At 74.9% G+C, this 17,800-nt stretch carries 7 protein-coding genes and 1 pseudogene; 3 read left to right on the forward strand and 5 right to left on the reverse strand.

Translation table 11 applies throughout. The features are described 5' to 3' along the window. Positions 1-58: 58 nt before the first annotated feature. The 3 genes and pseudogenes from OHA91_RS10205 to OHA91_RS10215 form a co-directional block, all read left to right on the forward strand. Positions 59-6,685 (forward strand): annotated as a pseudogene (locus tag OHA91_RS10205) (SDR family NAD(P)-dependent oxidoreductase); the annotation flags it as partial. Next, positions 6,682-8,679, forward strand: coding sequence for an alpha/beta fold hydrolase (locus tag OHA91_RS10210; RefSeq protein WP_328741114.1), 1,998 nt, complete (start codon positions 6,682-6,684; stop codon positions 8,677-8,679). The pseudogene OHA91_RS10205 and the gene OHA91_RS10210, both read left to right, overlap by 4 nt. Beyond that, positions 8,676-9,473 (forward strand): thioesterase II family protein, encoded by a 798-nt coding sequence (locus OHA91_RS10215; protein WP_328739122.1) that lies wholly within the window; start codon positions 8,676-8,678, stop codon positions 9,471-9,473. The genes OHA91_RS10210 and OHA91_RS10215 overlap by 4 nt, the downstream gene beginning before the upstream one ends. Before the next feature lie 68 nt (positions 9,474-9,541). Here the strand turns inward: OHA91_RS10215 and OHA91_RS10220 are convergent, their stop codons facing one another. The 5 genes from OHA91_RS10220 to OHA91_RS10240 form a co-directional block, all read right to left on the reverse strand. Then, positions 9,542-10,783 (reverse strand): cytochrome P450, encoded by a 1,242-nt coding sequence (locus OHA91_RS10220; protein ID WP_031154363.1) that lies wholly within the window; start codon positions 10,781-10,783, stop codon positions 9,542-9,544. A gap of 59 nt (positions 10,784-10,842) precedes the next feature. After that, positions 10,843-14,007, reverse strand: a complete 3,165-nt coding sequence (locus OHA91_RS10225; protein ID WP_328739125.1) for a non-ribosomal peptide synthetase — start codon at positions 14,005-14,007, stop codon at positions 10,843-10,845. Continuing rightward, a complete protein-coding gene (locus OHA91_RS10230; protein WP_266492478.1) occupies positions 14,004-15,212 on the reverse strand; it encodes an NAD(P)/FAD-dependent oxidoreductase in 1,209 nt (402 codons plus the stop codon). The genes OHA91_RS10225 and OHA91_RS10230 overlap by 4 nt, the downstream gene beginning before the upstream one ends. A gap of 106 nt (positions 15,213-15,318) precedes the next feature. Next, entirely contained in the window at positions 15,319-16,521 is a 1,203-nt protein-coding gene (locus tag OHA91_RS10235) for a cytochrome P450 (RefSeq protein WP_031154369.1), read from the reverse strand. A gap of 46 nt (positions 16,522-16,567) precedes the next feature. Beyond that, positions 16,568-17,800, reverse strand: coding sequence for a cytochrome P450 (locus tag OHA91_RS10240; RefSeq protein WP_051893384.1), 1,233 nt, complete (start codon positions 17,798-17,800; stop codon positions 16,568-16,570).

Genomic DNA, 17,800 nt, shown 5'->3' on the forward strand with positions numbered 1-17,800 from the left:
GACAGGGAAGTACGGAGAGAACAGGATGGCTTCCACAACCCAGCAGCAGGTCGTCGAGGCGTTGCGGGCCGCGCTGAAGGAGAACGAGCGGCTCAAGGCCGACCACACCCGCATCAGGGAACGCGAGCACGAGCCGATCGCGATCGTGGGGATGGCCTGCCGCTACCCGGGTGGCGTCCGTTCCCCCCAGGACCTGTGGCGGCTGACCACCGACGAGGTGGACGCCGTCGGCCCGTTCCCCGCCGACCGGGGCTGGGACCTGGCGGAGCTGTACGACCCCGACCCGGACCGGCCGCACACCTCGTACGCGCGGGAAGGCGGATTCCTCTACGGGGCGGCGCAGTTCGACGCCGAGTTCTTCGGCGTCTCGCCGCGCGAGGCCCACAGCATCGACCCGCAGCAGCGCCTGCTGCTGGAGACGGCGTGGGAGGCGTTCGAGCACGCGGGCATCGACCCGGCCACCCTGCGCGGCAGCCGGACGGGCGTGTTCGTCGGCACCATGTACGCCGACTACATGAACCGGTTCTCCCCCGCCCCGGAGGAGTACGAGGGCTTCCTGAGCGTCGGCGGCGCCGGCAGCGTGGCCTCCGGGCGGCTGTCCTACACCTTCGGGCTGGAGGGCCCGGCCATCACCGTCGACACGGCCTGCTCCTCCTCGCTCGTGGCCCTGCACCTGGCGTGCGCCTCGCTGCGCAGCGGCGAGTCCTCGATGGCCCTGGTCGGCGGCGCCACGGTGATGGCGACGCCCATGCCGTTCGTGGAGTTCAGCCGGCAGCGCGGACTCGCCGCGGACGGCCGCTGCAAGGCGTTCTCCTCCTCCGCGGACGGCACCGGCTGGGCCGAGGGCGCCGGTCTGCTGCTGGTCGAACGGCTCTCCGACGCCCGCCGCAACGGACACCCCGTACTGGCGGTGGTGCGCGGCTCGGCCGTCAACCAGGACGGTGCGAGCAACGGGCTGACCGCGCCCAGCGGCCCCGCGCAGGAGCAGCTCATCCGCCGCGCCCTGGCCGCGGCCGGGCTGACGCCCGCCGACGTGGACGCGGTGGAGGCGCACGGGACGGGCACCTCTCTGGGCGACCCGATCGAGGCGCAGGCGCTGCTGGCCACGTACGGCAGCGGGCGCCCGGCCGACCGGCCGCTGCACCTGGGCTCCCTGAAGTCGAACATCGGGCACACCCAGGCCGCCGCCGGGGTCGGCGGTGTCATCAAGATGACGATGGCGCTGCGCGAGGGGCTGCTGCCCCGGACCCTGCACGTGGACGAGGCCACCCCGCACGTGGACTGGTCGGCCGGCGCCGTCTCCCTGCTGACCGAGGCGGTCCCGTGGCCCGGGCAGGGCGAGCGGCCGCGCCGGGCCGCGGTGTCCTCCTTCGGCATCAGCGGTACCAACGCGCACGTCATCCTGGAGCAGGCGCCGGAGCCGCAGGCGGCGCCGGAGCCGGCCCCGGCCGGGCGCCCGGCCGCGCCGGCGCCCGTTCCGGTCGTGCTGTCGGCGGCCGGGGAGCCCGCGCTGCGGGCGCAGGCCGACCGGCTGTACAAGCACCTGACCGAGGCGGACGGCGACGGGCTCGCGGACGTCGGCTTCTCCCTCGCCACCACCCGCGGGCACCTGCCGCACCGGGCGGTGCTGCTCCCCGAGGACCGCGACGAACTGCTCGACGGGCTGCGGGCGCTGGCCGACGGCGTGCCCGGCGCGGACGTGGTCCGGGCGACGGCGGCCGAGGGCCGCACCGCGTTCCTCTTCGCCGGCCAGGGCGCCCAGCGGGCCCGGATGGGCCAGGAGCTGTACGAGGCGTTCCCCGTGTACGCGGCCGCGTTCGACGAGGTGTGCGCCGCTCTGGACCCGCACCTGGAGCGGCCGCTGCGGGACGTGGTCCTCGCGGCCGAGGACAGCCCCGAGGGCGCCCTGCTGCACCGGACCGGCTACACGCAGCCGGCGGTCTTCGCCTTCGAGGTGGCGCTCTTCCGGCTGCTGGAGTCCTGGGGGATCCGGCCCGACGCCGTCCTCGGGCACTCCGTCGGCGCGCTCGCGGCCGTGCACACGGCCGGGGCGCTGTCGCTGGCGGACGCGGCCGAACTGGCCGCCGTACGCGGCCGGATCATGGAGCGGCTGCCGTCGGGCGGGGCGATGGTGGCCCTGCGCGCCTCCGAGGCGGAGGCGGCGGCCCTGCTCGCGGGCCACGAGGAGCTGATCTCTCTCGGCGCCTTGAACGGCCCGGCCGCCACGGTGCTCTCGGGCGACCGCGACGCCCTGGCCGGCGTGGTCGCGGGCTTCGAGGCGGCCGGCGGGAAGGCCACCTGGCTGCGCGTCAGCCACGCCTTCCACTCGCCGCTGATGGCACCGGCCCTGGAGGAGCTGCGGTCCGTCGTCGCGCGGCTGGTCTTCAAGGAACCGCAGCTCGCCTTCGTCTCCGACCTGACCGGCCGCCCCGTGGGCGCGGACGAGCTCGCGGACCCGGAGTACTGGGTCCGGCACGCACGGCACGCCGTCCGCTTCCAGGACGGCGTGGCCGCCCTCGCCGAACTGGGCTGCGCCCGCTTCGTCGAGGTGGGGCCGGGCACCGACCTGACCTCGATGGCCGCGGAGTGCCTGGAGGACGCGGGCCGGGGGCGCCCGGCCGGCCACACGCTGATCCCGTCGCTGCGGCGGCGCCTGCCGGAGGTGACCGCACTGCTCACGGCGGTTGCGCGGCTGCACGCCTGCGGTGGTGACGTGGACTGGGCCGCCCTGTTCGCTGACCGCGGGGCCCGCCGGGTGGAGCTGCCCACGTACGCCTTCCAACACCGCCCGTACTGGATCGACCGGCCGGCGGCGGCCGGGGACGTGCGGTCGGCCGGGCTGGTCGCGGTCGACCACCCGATGCTGAGCGCCTCCGTGGAACTGCCTGATTCCGAGGGTCTGTTGCTGACCGGGCGGCTTTCCCTGGCCCGCCACCCGTGGCTGGCCGGCCACCGTGTGGGCGGCCGGGTGCTGCTGCCCGGCACCGGCCTGCTCGACCTGGTGGCGCGCGCCGCCGGGGAGGCGGGCTGCGCCCTGGTCGAGGAACTCGTCCTGGAGGCGCCGCTGGTGGTGCCGGAGGAGGGCGAAGTCCGGCTGCGGGTGTCCGTGGCCGCCCCGGACGGCACGGACGGCTCCGGCCGCCGGGCCGTCTCCGTCCACTCCCGGCCCGAGGGCGACGCCGACGGGCAGGGCTGGTCCCGCAACGCCCACGGCACGGTCCTGCCGGACGGCGACGGCTCCGGGCCGGCGCCGGAGCCTGCCGCCGAAGCCGGCGGGGACTGGGCCGGGGTGTGGCCGCCGCGCGGCGCCGAGCCGGTCCCCGGCCCGGTCGAGGACCTCTACTGCGTCCTCGGCGCCAAGGGCCTCGGTTACGGCCCGGCCTTCCGCGGGGTACGGGCCGTCTGGCGGCGCGGGCAGGAGGTCTTCGCCGAGGTGGCGCTCCCCGCCGCGGCCGGGCCGGCGGCGGACGGCTACGGGCTGCACCCGGCGCTGCTCGACGCGGCCCTGCACCCCATCGCGCTCGGCGGCCTGGTCGACGGGGCCGACGGCGACGACGGGCGCACGTTCCTGCCGTACGCCTGGTCCGGCGTCCGCACGCACGGCGGGAGCGGCCCGCGCCTGCGGGTCCGGCTCGTGCCGGCCGGGGCGAACGCGGTGGGCATCGACGTCGCGGACGACTCGGGCCGGGCGGTGGCCTCGATCGGCTCGCTGGTGCTGCGCCCGCTCCCGGCGGGCGCCCTGGAGGCTCCGGCCGGACCGGGCGACGGCCTGCTGTGGCCGGTGTGGGAGGAGCTGGCCGAGCTGCCCGCCGCACCCGCCACGCACCGCTGGACGCTGCTCGGCGCGTACGAGCACGAGCACGAACTGGGCCTCGGCGGGGCCCTGTCCGACACCGGCGACCTGCTGGCGGCGCTGTCCGCCGGGGCGGACGCTCCCGCGCTGCTCCTGCTGCCCTGCCCGCTCCCCGCGGGCGGCGGCACGCCGGGCGGCGGCGCCGCGGCCGTGCGTACGGCCCTGCACCGGGTCCTCGACACGGTCAGGCTGCTGGTCACGGACGAGCGGCTGGCCGGGACCCGGCTGGCGGTCCTCACCCGGGGCGCCGTCACCCTGGGCGGCGAGCAGCAGCCCGGCGAGCTGTCCCACCGCGCCGTATGGGGCCTGCTGCGCTCCGCGCAGGCCGAGCACCCCGACCGGTTCGCGGTGCTCGACGAGGACGGCACCCCCGCCTCCCGGCGGGCCGTCGCGACGGCGCTGGCCACCGGGGAGCCGCAGCTCGCACTGCGCGGCGGCGCCGCCTTCCGTCCCCTGCTCGCCACGGACCATGCGGAGCACCTGCTGGTCCCGCCCGCCGACACCCCGCACTGGCACCTCGACTACGTGGCCAAGGGGACCTTCGCGAACCTGGCACTGAAGCCGTGGCCGGAGGCGGCCGCCCCGCTGGAGGAGGGGCAGGTGCGGGTCCGGATGCGGGTCGCGGGCCTGAACTTCCGTGACGTCCTGCTCTCCCTCGGGGTGATCCCGGCGTCCGTGGACGGGCACGCGGGCGGTTCGGGGCAGGGCGGCGAGGGCGCCGGCACGGTCCTCGAAGTGGGTCCCGGTGTCACCGACCTGCAGCCCGGAGACCGGGTGATGGGCCTGTTCTACGGCATCGGTCCGACGTCGGTCACCGACCGCCGGTTCGTCTCCCGGATCCCGGAGGGCTGGTCCTTCCGGCAGGCGGCCGCGGTCCCCGTCACCTATCTGACGGCCTACTACGGACTGGTGGACCTGGCGGACCTGCGCGCGGGCGAGTCGGTGCTCGTGCACGCGGGCGCCGGCGGCGTCGGTACGGCGGCGATCCAGATCGCGCGCCACCTCGGCGCCGAGGTGTACTCCACCGCGAGCCCCGCCAAGTGGGAGGCGCTGCGCGGCGCCGGGGTCGCGGACGGGCACATCGCCTCCTCCCGCACCCTGGACTTCGAGCCGTCCTTCCTCGCCGCGACCGGGGGCCGGGGCGTCGACGTGGTGCTCAACTCCCTCGCCGGGGACTTCGCGGACGCCTCGCTGCGCCTGCTGCCGCGCGGCGGCCGGTTCCTGGAGATGGGCAAGACCGACCGGCGCGAGCCCGCCGAGGTGGCGGCCGCGCACCCGGGGGTCGTGTACCGGACGTACGACGTGCGCGACCCGGGTCCGGACCGGATCCGGGAGATCTTCGCCGAGCTCCTCGCCCTGTTCGAGCGGGGTGCGCTCCAGGCCCCGCCGGTGGCGGCCTGGGACCTGCGCCGGGCGCCGGACGCCTTCCGCCACCTGAGCGAGGCCCGGCACATCGGCAAGGTCGTGCTGGACCTGGCCGACGAGGACGAGCGCTGGGACACCTCCCGGGCCGTCCTGGTCACCGGCGGTCTCGGCTGGCTGGGCCGGCTCGCCGCCCGCCACCTGGTGGCGCGGCACGGGATACGGCAGCTGGTCCTGATGGGCCGCGGGCTGCCCGGCGAGGACGCCGCCCGGGACGTCGCCGCACTGCGGGAGCTGGGCGCGGACGTCCGTACGGTGGCCTGCGACGCGGCCGACCGGGACGCGCTGGCCGCCGCCCTGGGCGAGCTGGCCGGCGACGGGGTCCGCGTCGGCGGGGTCGTGCACGCGGCGGGCGTCCTGGACGACGGCCTGCTGACCTCGCTGACCGCCGGGAGCCTGGAGCGGACCCTGCGTCCCAAGGTGGACGCGGCGCTCAACCTGCACGAGCTCACCGAGCCGCTCGGCCTGGACGCGTTCGTCGCCTTCTCCTCCCTCGCGGGCACCCTCAGCGCCCCGGGCCAGGCCGGGTACGCGGCCGGCAACGCCTTCCTCGACGGGCTGATGGAGCAGCGGCGTTCGGTGGGCCGGCCGGGGGTCTCCGTCGTGTGGGGCCTGTGGGAGGGCGCCGGCGGCATGGGCGCCGGCCTGACCGGCGCGGACGTCGCCCGCATGGCGCGGGTGGGCGTGGCCCCGATCACCTCCGGGCAGGGGCTCGACCTGCTGGACGCCGCGGTGCGCCGCGACCGTCCGGTGGCGGTGGCCGCGCGCTGGGACCTCGACGGGCTGCGGGCCGCGGTCGGGCAGGGCGCGGCGGTGCCGCCGCTGCTGCGGGGGCTGCTGCCGGCGGCGCCGCCGGTGTCCGTGGCGGCGAGGGCCGCCGCGCAGGCGCCGGCGCCGGCTCCGGCTCCGGCCGAGGGGGCCTCGCCGACCGGGGACCGGCTGCTGGACTGCGTGCTCCACGAGGTCGCGGCCGTGCTGGGGCACGGCTCCGGTGCGGCGGTGGACCGGGACGGTGCCTTCGACCGGCTCGGCTTCGACTCGCTGACCGCGGTGGAGCTGCGCAACCGGCTGGCGGCGGCGACGGGCGTCCGGCTGCCCGCCACGTTCATCTACGACTGGCCGACCCCGGCCGAGCTGGTGGTCCACCTGCGGGAGCAACTCCCGCAGCCGGCCGGGGACGTCGCCCAGGCCCCCGCCCCGGCCCCGGCCCCGGCCCCGGGCCCCGCTGCCCCGGTCTCCGGCGACGACGCCGGTGTCACCGTGGCGCTGCTCGCGGACATCGCCCGGCTGGAGGCCGCGGTGGCCGACCGGCCCCTGAGCGAGGCGCAGGGCGCCGTCGTGAGCGAGCGGCTGCGCGAGCTGCTGACCGAACTGGGTTCTATGAAGGAGGATCACTCCGCGTGGGCATGACCAACACCCCGACGGCCGCCCCGGTTTCACCGGCCGGTGCCGCCGACCCGTCCCGGTGGCTGCGCACCTATCACCCCCGAGCCTCGGCGCCCGCCCGCCTGGTGTGCTTCCCGCACGCGGGCGGGGCCGCGAACGCCTTCGTGGCGCTGTCGGCCGCACTGCCCGAGGACGTCGAGCTGCTCGCCGTCCAGTACCCCGGCCGCCAGGACCGGCGCGGCGAACCCTGCGCGCAGGACCTCTCCGAGCTGGCCGCGGGCGTGGCCGGGGCGCTCGCCGCGTCGCCCGACGACCGGCCGCTGTTCCTGCTGGGCCACAGCATGGGGGCCCTCGTGGCCTTCGAGACGGCCCGGCTGCTGGAGGAACGCGGCGGCGCGGCCCGGTTGTTCGTGTCGGCGGCCCGGCCTCCGGCTCAGGACTGGGAGGAGCCCGACCTGGCCCTCGTCGGCGACGGGGAGCTGGTCGCCGGGCTGCGGCGGCTCGGGGGCATTCCCGAACCGCTGCTGGCCGATCCGGAGATCGCCGCCGAGATCCTGCGGCTGCTGCGCGCCGACCATCGCGCGCTGCTGCGCCACCGCTGCGCGCGGGAGCACGCCGTGGCGGCCCCCGTCACGGTGCTCCTGGCCACGGCGGACCCGAAGAACTCCCCGTCCCAGATGGCCGACTGGGCCCGCCACACCACCCGCGGGCACGAGGTCGTGACGCTGTCCGGCGGGCACTTCGCGCTCCTGGAGCGGCCCGCGGAGAGCGCGCTGCCGGTCACGGAGCGGATCCGCGGGGACCTGGCCCGGGCCGAGGCGTCCGGGGCGTCCGGGGCGTCCGGGGCGCCGGGTCCCGAGCCCCTGGCCGACCTGGTGCGGGAGCTCATGCTGGAGGGTCTCGCGGGCCGGACCCCGCGGCTGACGACCGACCTGACCGCCCTGGAGGCCGCGGCCGGCCGGGTGATGGCCCCGGAGGCCTTCGCGTACGTGTCGGGCACGGCCGGGTCCGGGGCGACGGGCCGGGCGAACAGGGCGGCCTTCGACCGCCTTCGGCTGGTGCCGCGGATGCTGCGCGGCACGCGCCGTGCCGACACCTCGGTGACGCTGTTCGGGCAGCGGCTGCCCGTCCCCGTCCTGCTGGCTCCGCTGGCCGCGCAGCAAGTGGCCCACCCGGAGGGCGAGTCGGCCACGGCGCGGGCCGCTGCGGCGACCGGCGTGCCGATGGTGCTGTCGACGTTCGCCTCGCGCACGCTGGAGGAGGTGGCCGGGGCGGCGGGCGACCACCCGCGCTGGTTCCAGCTGTACCTGCCCTCGGACCGGGCGGTGGGCGAGTCGCTGGTGCGGCGCGCCGAGGCGAGCGGCTACGGCGCCATCGTCGTCACCGTGGACGCCACCCACCTCGGCTTCCGTCCGGCGGAACTCGACAGCGGGTACTCGCCGTTCCTGCGCGGGACGGGCATCGCCAACTTCACGAGCGATCCCGCCTTCCGGGCCGGTCTGCCGGCGGACGCGGACGCCACCCAGACCGTCCTGCGGTGGGCGCAGATCTCCACCGACCCCACCCTGACCTGGGAGGATCTGACCCGGCTGCGCGGGCTGACCCGGCTGCCGCTGCTCGTGAAGGGGATCCTGCACCCGGACGACGCCCGGCTGGCGCTGGAGCACGGCGCGGACGGCGTGGTCGTCTCCACGCACGGCGGCCGCCAGCTCGACGGCAGCGTGTCCGCCCTGGACGCGCTGCCCGCGGTGCGCGCGGCCGTCGGCCCGGGCGTACCGGTGCTGATGGACTCCGGGGTCCGCACCGGCAGCGACGTCCTCAAGGCGCTGGCCCTGGGCGCGGACGCCGTCCTGTACGGCCGGCCGTACGTGTACGGGCTCGGCCTCGACGGCGGGCGCGGCGTCGAGCACGTCCTGCGCTGCCTGCTCACCGACCTCGGGCTGGCCCTGGCCCTGACCGGCTGCGCGTCCCTCGCGGACGTCGGCCCGCACGTCCTCGCGAACGGAGATCTGCGATGAAGCGACCCTACGGACCCGGCGCCGACCCGACGGGCTGGCTGCGCCAGTACCACCGGCCGCCGTTGGAGGGGCCGACGCTGGTCGTCTTCCCCCACGCGGGCGGCTCGGCGACGGGCTACTACACCCTGTCGCAGGCCCTGTGCGGCGCCGCCGAGGTGCTCAACGTGCAGTACCCGGGCCGCCAGGACCGGCTCGGCGAGCGCTGCATCGACGACATCGGGGAGATGGCGGACCGGGTCGTCGAGGCGCTCCTCCCCCGCGCGGGCCGCCCGCTCGTGCTGTTCGGGCACAGCCTGGGCTCGATCGTCGCGTACGAGGTGGCCCTGCGGCTGGAGAGCCTGCACCCGGGCCGCGCACCGATCGGCGTGATCGTCTCGGGCCGGCCGGCGGCCGCGATCCACCTGAGCCGCGGCCTGTCCCTGCTGGAGGACGAGGCCCTCGCCTCGTCGATCTCCGACCTGGCCGGCACCCCGCCGGAACTGCTGGCCGACAAGGACCTGATGGCGGCCGTACTGCCCTCCCTGCGCGCGGACTTCAAGGCTGCGGAGAGCTACCGCGGCGCGGCGGGCACCCGCGTCTCCTGCCCGCTGTACGCCTACTCGGGGGCGCAGGACCACAACGTGCCGCGCGAGGGCCTGCTGCGGTGGAGCGAGCACACCTCGGCGGAGTTCACGGTCCGCTTCTTCGAGGGCGGCCACTTCTACCTCCAGTCCCAGGAACCGGAGGTGGCCCGCGCCCTCGCCTCCGACCTCCACACCCTCACCAGAACCGCCCTCCTGACCCCCACCCACTGACCGCACCTCATGCGGAAGGCCCTCCCGGTCCTCGGACCGGGAGGGCCTTCGCCGTGCGGGAGGGCGCGTCAGGGGCGGGGCTGGGGGGTGAGGCGGACCTTGAGGGTGGCGTGGCCGTTGGCGAAGTTGGAGAAGAGGCGGGTGGGCGGGGCGAGGAGTTCGATGCCGGCCACGCGGGTGCGGAGCGACTCCAGCATGGAGATCATGTGGACGCGGCCCAGGTAGGCGCCGAGGCAGAAGTGGGGGCCGTGGCCGAAGCTGACGTGCTTGTTGGGGGTGCGGCCCAGGTCGAAGGTGTACGGGTCGGCGAAGACGTCCTCGTCGAAGTTGGCCGAGCTGTTCCACAGGGTGACGATCTCGCCGGCCTTGACGACGTGGTCGCGGATCGGGATGTCGACCAGGGCGTGCCGGCCGAAGTGCATCGTCGGCGTGGTCCAGCGCATCACCTCCTCGGTGGCGCTCTCCAGGGTGACCTCCGCGTTCTTCAGCCGGCGCCACTGGTCCTCGTACTGGCTGAAGGCGTGGACGATGCCGGAGGCGGTGGCCCGGCTGGACTCGTCGCCGCCCAGGATCAGGCTGTAGGCGTTGTAGATGATCTCCTCTTCGGTGAGCGGCTCGCCGTCGACGGTGGCGGTGGCCAGCGTGCTGAGGACGTCCTCGCCGGGGTTGCGGCGGCGTTCGGCCATCAGGCCGGAGATGTAGAGGATGATCTCGTTGCGCGCCATCAGCGAGACCTCTTCGCCGTCGTCGGCGCTGTACCGGGACAGGGTCTGGGCGTTCCAGTCCACGAGCTGTTCGCGGTCCCCGGCGGGGATGCCCATGAGGTCGCCGATGGTGTGGATGGGGATCCGGTCGGCGACGGCGGTGACGAAGTCGACCTCGCCCTCCTCCACCGCCTCGGAGATCAGCCGGTCGGTGAGCTGCTGGACGTTCTCGACGACGGGGGCCAGGACCCGCGGCGAGAAGGACTTCATCATCAGGTTGCGGATCTCGCGGTGGCGCGGGCCGTCGGTGACGGCGAGCATCTTGCCGGCGGCGGAGTCCTCGCCCAGCAGGAGGGTGCTGAGGACGTTGCCCTGCTCGGAGGTGTACCGCTTGTTGTCGCGGTAGGCGGCCATGATGTCGTCGTACTTGGTGAGGACCCAGAAGCCGGGCTTGCCGTCCCGGGGGGCGTGCCAGAAGACGGGGTTGTGCGCGCGGAACGGCCGCCACATCTCGTGCGGGTCGTTGTCGTCGAACGTCTGCGGGTCGGTGAGGTCGAAGGCGGCGGGGTCGGCGAGTTCGGCCGCGGGCAGGGTGGGGGCAGTCATGGGTGCTTTCTCCTCCGGGGCCGCGGCCCCCGGGTGGGGGCCGCGGCACGGTCATGTCCTCAGGCGGCTTCCGCCACGGCGACGGCGGTGGTGGCGAGTTCGGCGATCGTCTGCTTGCGGAAGACGTCCTTCGCGGAGATCACCAGTCCGGCCTTCTTCGCCCGGGCGACCACCCTGATGCCGAGGATGGAGTCCCCGCCGAGCTCGTAGAAGTTGTCGGTGACCCCGACCGCGGGGACGCCGAGCACGTCGGACCAGATCTGGGCGAGCAGCCGCTCGGCGCCGGTACGGGGCTCCTGGACCTCGGCGGGGGCGGCGGCGTGCTCGGGGGCGGGCAGGGCCTTGCGGTCGACCTTGCCGCTGGGGGTGAGCGGGAACTGCTCCAGGCACACCACCGCGGACGGCACCATGTGGACGGGCAGCCGGGCGGAGACGAACTCCCGCAGCTCTGCCGGCTGCGGGCGGCCTCCGGCCGCGCCGGGGGTCACGTAGCCGACGAGGCGCTTGTGCTCGCCGTCGGCGAGGGCGACGACGAGGGCCACACCGACGTCCGGGTGCTGCTGGAGGACGAGTTCGATCTCGCCGGGCTCGATGCGGTAGCCGCGCACCTTGACCTGGTGGTCGGCCCGTCCGACGTACTCGATGACTCCCGCGCTGGTCCAGCGCACGAGGTCGCCGGTCCGGTACATGCGGTGGTCGGGGGCTTCGCCGTGCGGGTTGTCCAGGAAGCGGTCGGCGGTCAGTCCGGGCCGGTTGAGGTAGCCGCGGGCCACTCCGGGGCCGGCGATGAACAGCTCGCCCGCCACACCGATCGGCACCGGCCGCAGCCGGTCGTCGAGGACGTACGCGGTGGTGTTCGCGACGGCCCGGCCGATGGGGACGGGCATGTGCTCGTCGGCCTCGCGGATGAGGTGCCAGGTGCCGAGGACGGCGGTCTCGGTCGGCCCGTAGAGGTTCACGAGCCGCTGCGGCGGGGCGGCCGCCAGCACCTCGGCCACGCGTACGGAGTTGGCGGCCTCGCCGCCGAAGAGGACGTGGCGCAGCGCGCCGAAGGCGTACGGGTCGGCGGCGACGATCTGGTTGAAGACGGCGGTGGTCACGAACAGGGTCGTGACGCCGTGGCGGCGCAGCGCGGCGGTGAGCTCGGCCGGGTCGAGGAGGGTGTCCTTGTCGATGACGGCCATCCGGCCGCCCGCGAGGAGGGGCCCCCAGATCTCCAGGGTGGCCGCGTCGAAGGTGACGTCGGAGCCCTGGGCCATGACGTCGTCGGGGCCGAGCCGGACCCAGTCGGCGTTGCAGAAGAGCCGGACGACCGAACGGTGGCCGATCACGGCCCCCTTGGGCGTACCCGTGGAGCCGGATGTGTACATGATGTAGGCGGGGTCGTCGGCGGTGACCCGGACGGCCGGTGCCCCGGCCGGCTGGGCGGCGAGGGCCTCGTCCTGCTCGTCGAGGGCGATCATCCGGGTGCCGTCGGAGGGCAGCTTGCCGGTCAGCCAGGACTCGGTGAGGCAGAGCGGCACCCCGGCGTCGGAGAGCATGAAGCCGAGCCGGTCCTCCGGGTAGTCGGGGTTCAGCGGGAGGTAGGCGCAGCCGGCCTTGAGGACGGCGAGCAGGGCGGTGACGAGCTCGGGGCCGCGGGGCAGGCAGACGGCGATGAAGGTGCCGGGCCGGACGCCGTCGGCGACGAGCAGGTGGGCCAGGCGGCTCGCGCGGGCGTCCAGCTCCGCGTAGGTCAGCGTCTCCAGGCCGGCGGTGACGGCGACGGCGTCGGGGCGCAGGCGCGCCTGTTCGGCGACGAGTTCGTGCACGCAGCGGTCGGCGGGGAAGTCGGCGCGGTTGACGGCCCACTCGGTGGTGAGCAGGCGCAGTTCCTCCTCGTCGGCGAGGGGGAGTTCCTCGACAGTGCGGGCGGGGTCGGCCGCGGCGGCGGCGAGCAGGACCGTCAGGTGGCGGGCCAGTACCTCCACGGTCACCGCGTCGAAGAGCGCGGCGTCGTACTCCAGTACGCCGGCCAGTTCGCCGGAGCCGGTCTCGGTGAACTCCACGGTGATGTCGTGGGCGGCGGGCACGCCGGGCGGCCGGACGGCGCGCACGGCCAGGGCCGGGCCGCGGGACGGCTCGGCGGCCTCGTCGGCGCCGCGGAGCACCACCATCACCTGTACGTCGGGGGTGTCGCCGGCGTCCTTGCCCTCGCCCAGGGCGGCGCGCACCCGCTCGAAGGGGACGTCCTGGTGGGCGAGGGCCTCGGCGAGGGCGGCGCAGGTGTCGGCGAGCACTTCGGTGAACGGCGCCTCGGCACGTATGTGGGCGCGCACCAGGAGCGGGTTGTCGAACGCGCCGACCAGGCCGTCGAGGACGGGCCGGGGCCGGCCGGCCGCCAGGGTGCCCAGTGCCAGGTCCTCCTGCCCGGTGTGCCGGGAGAACAACACCTGGCAGGCGGCGAACAGGCCCGCGAACAGCGTGCCGCCGTGCGCGCGGGCCGTGTCGGCGAGCCCGCTCACGGCCCGGGCCGGCACCCGGAAGGCGTGGCGGGCCGCGGCCCGGTCGCGCGCCCGGGTCCGGGGCCGGTCGGTGGGCAGCCGCAGCGCGGGCAGGCCGGCGAGCCGGCCGCGCCAGTGGTCCAGCTGTGCGGCGAGATCGGCCTCGGTGACGCGGGCGCGCTGCTCGGCGGCGTACTGCGCGTACCGGACGGGCAGTTCGGGGAGCCGGGCGGGGCGCCCGGTGACGGCGGCGGCGTACAGCTCGGCCAGATCGGCGGTGATGATCGCGCGGGAGCGGGTGTCGGCCGCGATGCGGTGGGCGTTCAGCACCAGCAGGTGCTCGTCGGCGCCGAGGCGGATCAGGAGCGAGCGCAGCAGCGGCCCGGAGGCCAGGTCGTAGGGGCGGGCGGCCAGTTCCGCGACGCGGGCGTCGAGCTGCCGGCCGCGCTCGGGTGCGGGCAGCGCCGCCAGGTCGGCGGACTCCAGCTCCAGCGGCCCGGCCGGCCAGACCTTCTGCACGGGCCGGCCGCCGGCCTCGGTGAACGTGGTGCGCAGGGGCTCGTGGCGGGCCGCCAGGAGCCGCAGGGCCCCGGCGAGTTCGGCCCGGTCGAGGGTGCCGGTCAGGCGGAGCGCGATGACCGGGTGGTGACCGGATGCCGCCTCCTGCCGGTGTCCGGACCGGATGAGCTCCTGCCCGAAGGTGAGCGGCAGCCGGTCGTCGCCGGTCGTCCCGTCGGTCATCCCTTCGTTCCTTTCATGTCCGTCTCTTCCATCAGGTCGAGCAGTTCGGGGGTGACGAATTCGTCGATCGGGCAGACACCGGACAGCGTCGAGAAGTACCGGTCCGTCAGTTCGCCGCTGGTGGCGATGGCGCGCAGCAGGTCCAGGTGGTGGGCGGGCGGGTTCAGCCGGGCCGTCTTGAGCGTGGCGCGGTATTCCGGTGTGAGCGCCTCCATCCGCTGTTCGGTGTAGGTGTCGAGGGCCGCACTCAGCCGGCCGGGGTCGTGGAGGCCGTCACCGATGCAGTCCGCGAGCAGCTGGGCCTGGTAGAAGCCGTCGGTGATCCCGCGTGCGGTGATCGAGTCCTTGTGGTGGGCGGCGTCGCCGACGAGCGCCCAGCCGGGCCCGGCGGCCTGCCGGAAGAAGTTGCGCTGGTCGCCGGTGCCGTAGACGCGTTCCAGCCGGGCCCCGCCCGCCATCTCCTCCCGCAGCTCGGGAGCCGTCTTCTCCACGTTCGTGAGCAGGGCGCCCAGCGCGTCGCCGCGCACGCTGCGGAACTGCTCCTGGGGGAAGTAGCCGGCTACGAGCGTCGCGCCGTCGTTGGTCGGTACGGTGCCGACCCAGTGCCCCGGGGCGTCGTACAGCCGGAACCCGGGCCGGAGGCCGGACCAGTAGGAGTAGTAGGCGCACGTCGAGGTCGGGTCCTCGACGACGAGCGGGGCGCCGGCCTTCGCGGCGACGGTGGAGCGCATGCCGTCGGCGCCGACGACGAGGGTGGCCCGCTCCACGGCGCCGGTGGCGCCGAGCCGGACGCCGACGACGCGGTCGCCGTCGAAGACGAGGTCGCTCACCGAGCAGTTCTCGCGGAATTCGACGCCCGCGTCGACGGCCCCCCGGGCGAGGATCGGGTCGAGGAGGTAGCGGCGCGGCGCGTAGGCGGCGCGCTGCCCGTCGGCCGCCCAGGAGCAGCCCTCCAGCCGGATGTCTCCATGGGTGTAGTGGACGCGGTCGAGGGCGGGGGCGCCGGTGGCCGCCACGGCGGGCAGCAGGCCCCACCGGGCGAGGGCGGCGACGCCGGGCTGGTGGATGTAGAGCGTGGACAGGGTGTCCTTGGGGAAGGTGCCGCGCTCGACCATGAGCACCCGGTAGCCGGCGCGCGCGAGCAGCATCGCGGTCGGAGCCCCGGCGCACCGGGCGCCGACCACAATCACGTCGTAGTGGGTCAAAAGATGCTCCTTGTCCTGCGCCGGCCCCGGTGGCGGGCGTCGGGGATGCGTGGGGGGCGGGTACGGGCCGGCGGCCCGGACCGGTCGGGTCCGGGCCGCCGGCCGGCTAGTTCACCCGGATCGGGAGGCGCCAGACCCCGGTGAACTCCGGGGAGGTGAGGAAGGTCGGCTTGTCGTCCGGGTCCACCCGCAGCCTCGGGAAGCGGTCGAACAGGATGTTCATGGCCACCCGGCCCTCCAGCCGCGCGAGCGGGGCGCCGAGGCAGAAGTGGATGCCCCGGCCGAAGCCGATCTGCGGGTTGGGGGTGCGGGCCGGGTCGAAGACGTCCGGGTCCTGGAAGACGCGGGCGTCGCGGTTGGCGGCCGAGAACCAGACCTCCAGCACGTCGCCCTCGGGGATCTTCACCCCGCCGATCTCCACGTCGCGGGTGGTGACCCGGTAGCCCGCGGCCAGCGGGCTCAGGTAGCGCAGGGACTCCTCCAGCAGGGTCGGCACCAGCGACCGGTCCTCGCGCACCCGCCGGTCCACGTCGGGGAAGGCGTCCAGGCACAGGATGGTGTTGCCCAGCAGCATGGTGGTGGTGATGTGGCCGGCCGAGATCAGCAGGTTGGCGAAGTTGACGATCTGCCGGTCGGTGAGCCGTTCGCCGTCGACCTCCGCCTCGACGAGCCGGGACAGGAGGTCGTCCTGGGGCTCGGCGCGCCGCCGGGTGACCAGTTCGAGGATGTAGAAGCCCATCGCCATGGCCGCTTCGGCCTGGGTGTCGAGGGACTCCTCCTGTGCCTTGTCGCCCTGGTGGGTGGTGAGCTGGGTGCTCGCCATGAGGGACTGGTCGGCCCATTCCTTGAGGAGCTCGCGGTCCTCGCGGGGGATGCCGAGCATGTCGCAGATGACGATCACGGGCAGCGGGTAGGCGAGGGCCTCGGCCAGGTCGAAGGTGTCGCCCTCGATCCGGTCGAGCAGCTCGTGGGTGAGCGCGGCGATGCGCGATTCGAGCTCGGCGACCATCTTCAGGGTGAAGGTGCGGCCCACCAGCTTGCGCAGCTTCTGGTGCTCCGGCGGGTCGGCCTGGGTGAGGTTCCCGTCGAAGGCGACGGCGGCCTGCTCCGGGCTGACGTAGCGGGCGGCGACCTCGGAGGAGTACGTCGCGGGGTCGCTCAGGATCTCGAGCGTCTCCGGGTAGCCGTAGACGTGCCACATCCCGACCTCGGGGTCGTACTCCACGGGCGCCTCTGGACGGATGCCGCGCAGCCAGAAGTGCCGTGGATGCATCTCCCACTTGTCGAGGGGGGTGCTGGTGGTGGTCATCGGGGGTCTCCTTCGGCGGCCCGGTCACGGGCCTCGGGTCGGCGCCTCATCGGACGAGGAGCGGGAGCTCCGAGGTCGAGATGACGTGGGGCAGCGGCAGGAAGGCCGGCGGGTTGTCCGGGTCGGTCCGCATCTTCGGGAAGCGGTCCAGCAGGATGTCGGTGGCGATCCGGCCCTCCATCCGGGCCAGCGGTGCGCCGAGGCAGAAGTGGATGCCCCGGCCGAAGCCGATGTGGGGATTGGGGTCGCGGTACGGGTCGAAGACGTGCGGGCGGGCGAACATGCGCTCGTCCCGGTTGGCCGCCGAGAGCGAGATCGCGACGAGCTGGCCCGGGTGGACCGGTACGCCGGCCAGCTCGCCCTCGGCGACGCACGCCTTGTAGGCCGTCGCGATGGGGCTGAGGTAGCGCAGCGACTCCTCGATCAGGCCGGGGGTGAGGTCCGGGTTCCCGCGGACGGCGGCCAGGTGCTCCGGGTGGGCGTCCAGGCACAGGAGGGTGTTGCCGAGCAGTGCGCTGGTGGTGGCGTGTCCGACGACGAGCAGCTCGTTGGCGAAGTTCACCACCGCGTTGTCGCTGAGCCGCTCGCCGTCGACCTCCGCCTCGACGAGCTTGGTCAGCAGGTCCTCGCGGGGCTTGGTGCGGCGCTCGGCGGCGTGTTCGCGCAGGTACTGGAACATCTCCGGGACCACGCGCATGGCGGCCTGGGCGTCGACGTCCTCGTCGAGGTCGCGGTCGCCCGAGGTGAGGGCGACCGCGCTGTGGGCCATGCGGTCGACCCACGTCTTGAACAGGTCGCGGTCGCTCTGCGGTACGCCGAGCAGCTCGGAGATGACGATGATCGGCATCGGGTAGGCCAGGTCGTTCACCATTTCGATGCTGTCCTGGCCGTCCACGGCGTCGAGCAGTTCGTGGGTGATCTCGACCATCCGCGGCTCCAGGGCCGCGACCATCCCACGGGTGAACGCCTTGCTGATGATCTTGCGCAGTTTGGTGTGGTCCGGCGGGTCGGACTGGAGCAGGGTGCCGTCGCTGAACTCGGGGTCGATCTCCACGTCGCCCGCGATGAGTTCGGCGACGTCGCTGGAGTACGTCTTGGGATCGCCGACGACCTCCAGCACCTCCTTGTAGCCGTACACGTTGACGATGCCGTAGTCGTTGACCTCGACCGGGTGCTCGGGCCGGTGCCCGCGCAGCCAGAAGAACTCGTCATTGATGCCCAGGCGGTCGACGAAGGCCGCCGCCTCCGTCCCCTCCGCGCCGGCTGGTGTCCCGGTCAT

The sequence above is a fragment of the Streptomyces erythrochromogenes genome, assembly GCF_036170895.1.
GTDB classification, from domain to species: Bacteria; Actinomycetota; Actinomycetes; order Streptomycetales; family Streptomycetaceae; genus Streptomyces; species Streptomyces erythrochromogenes.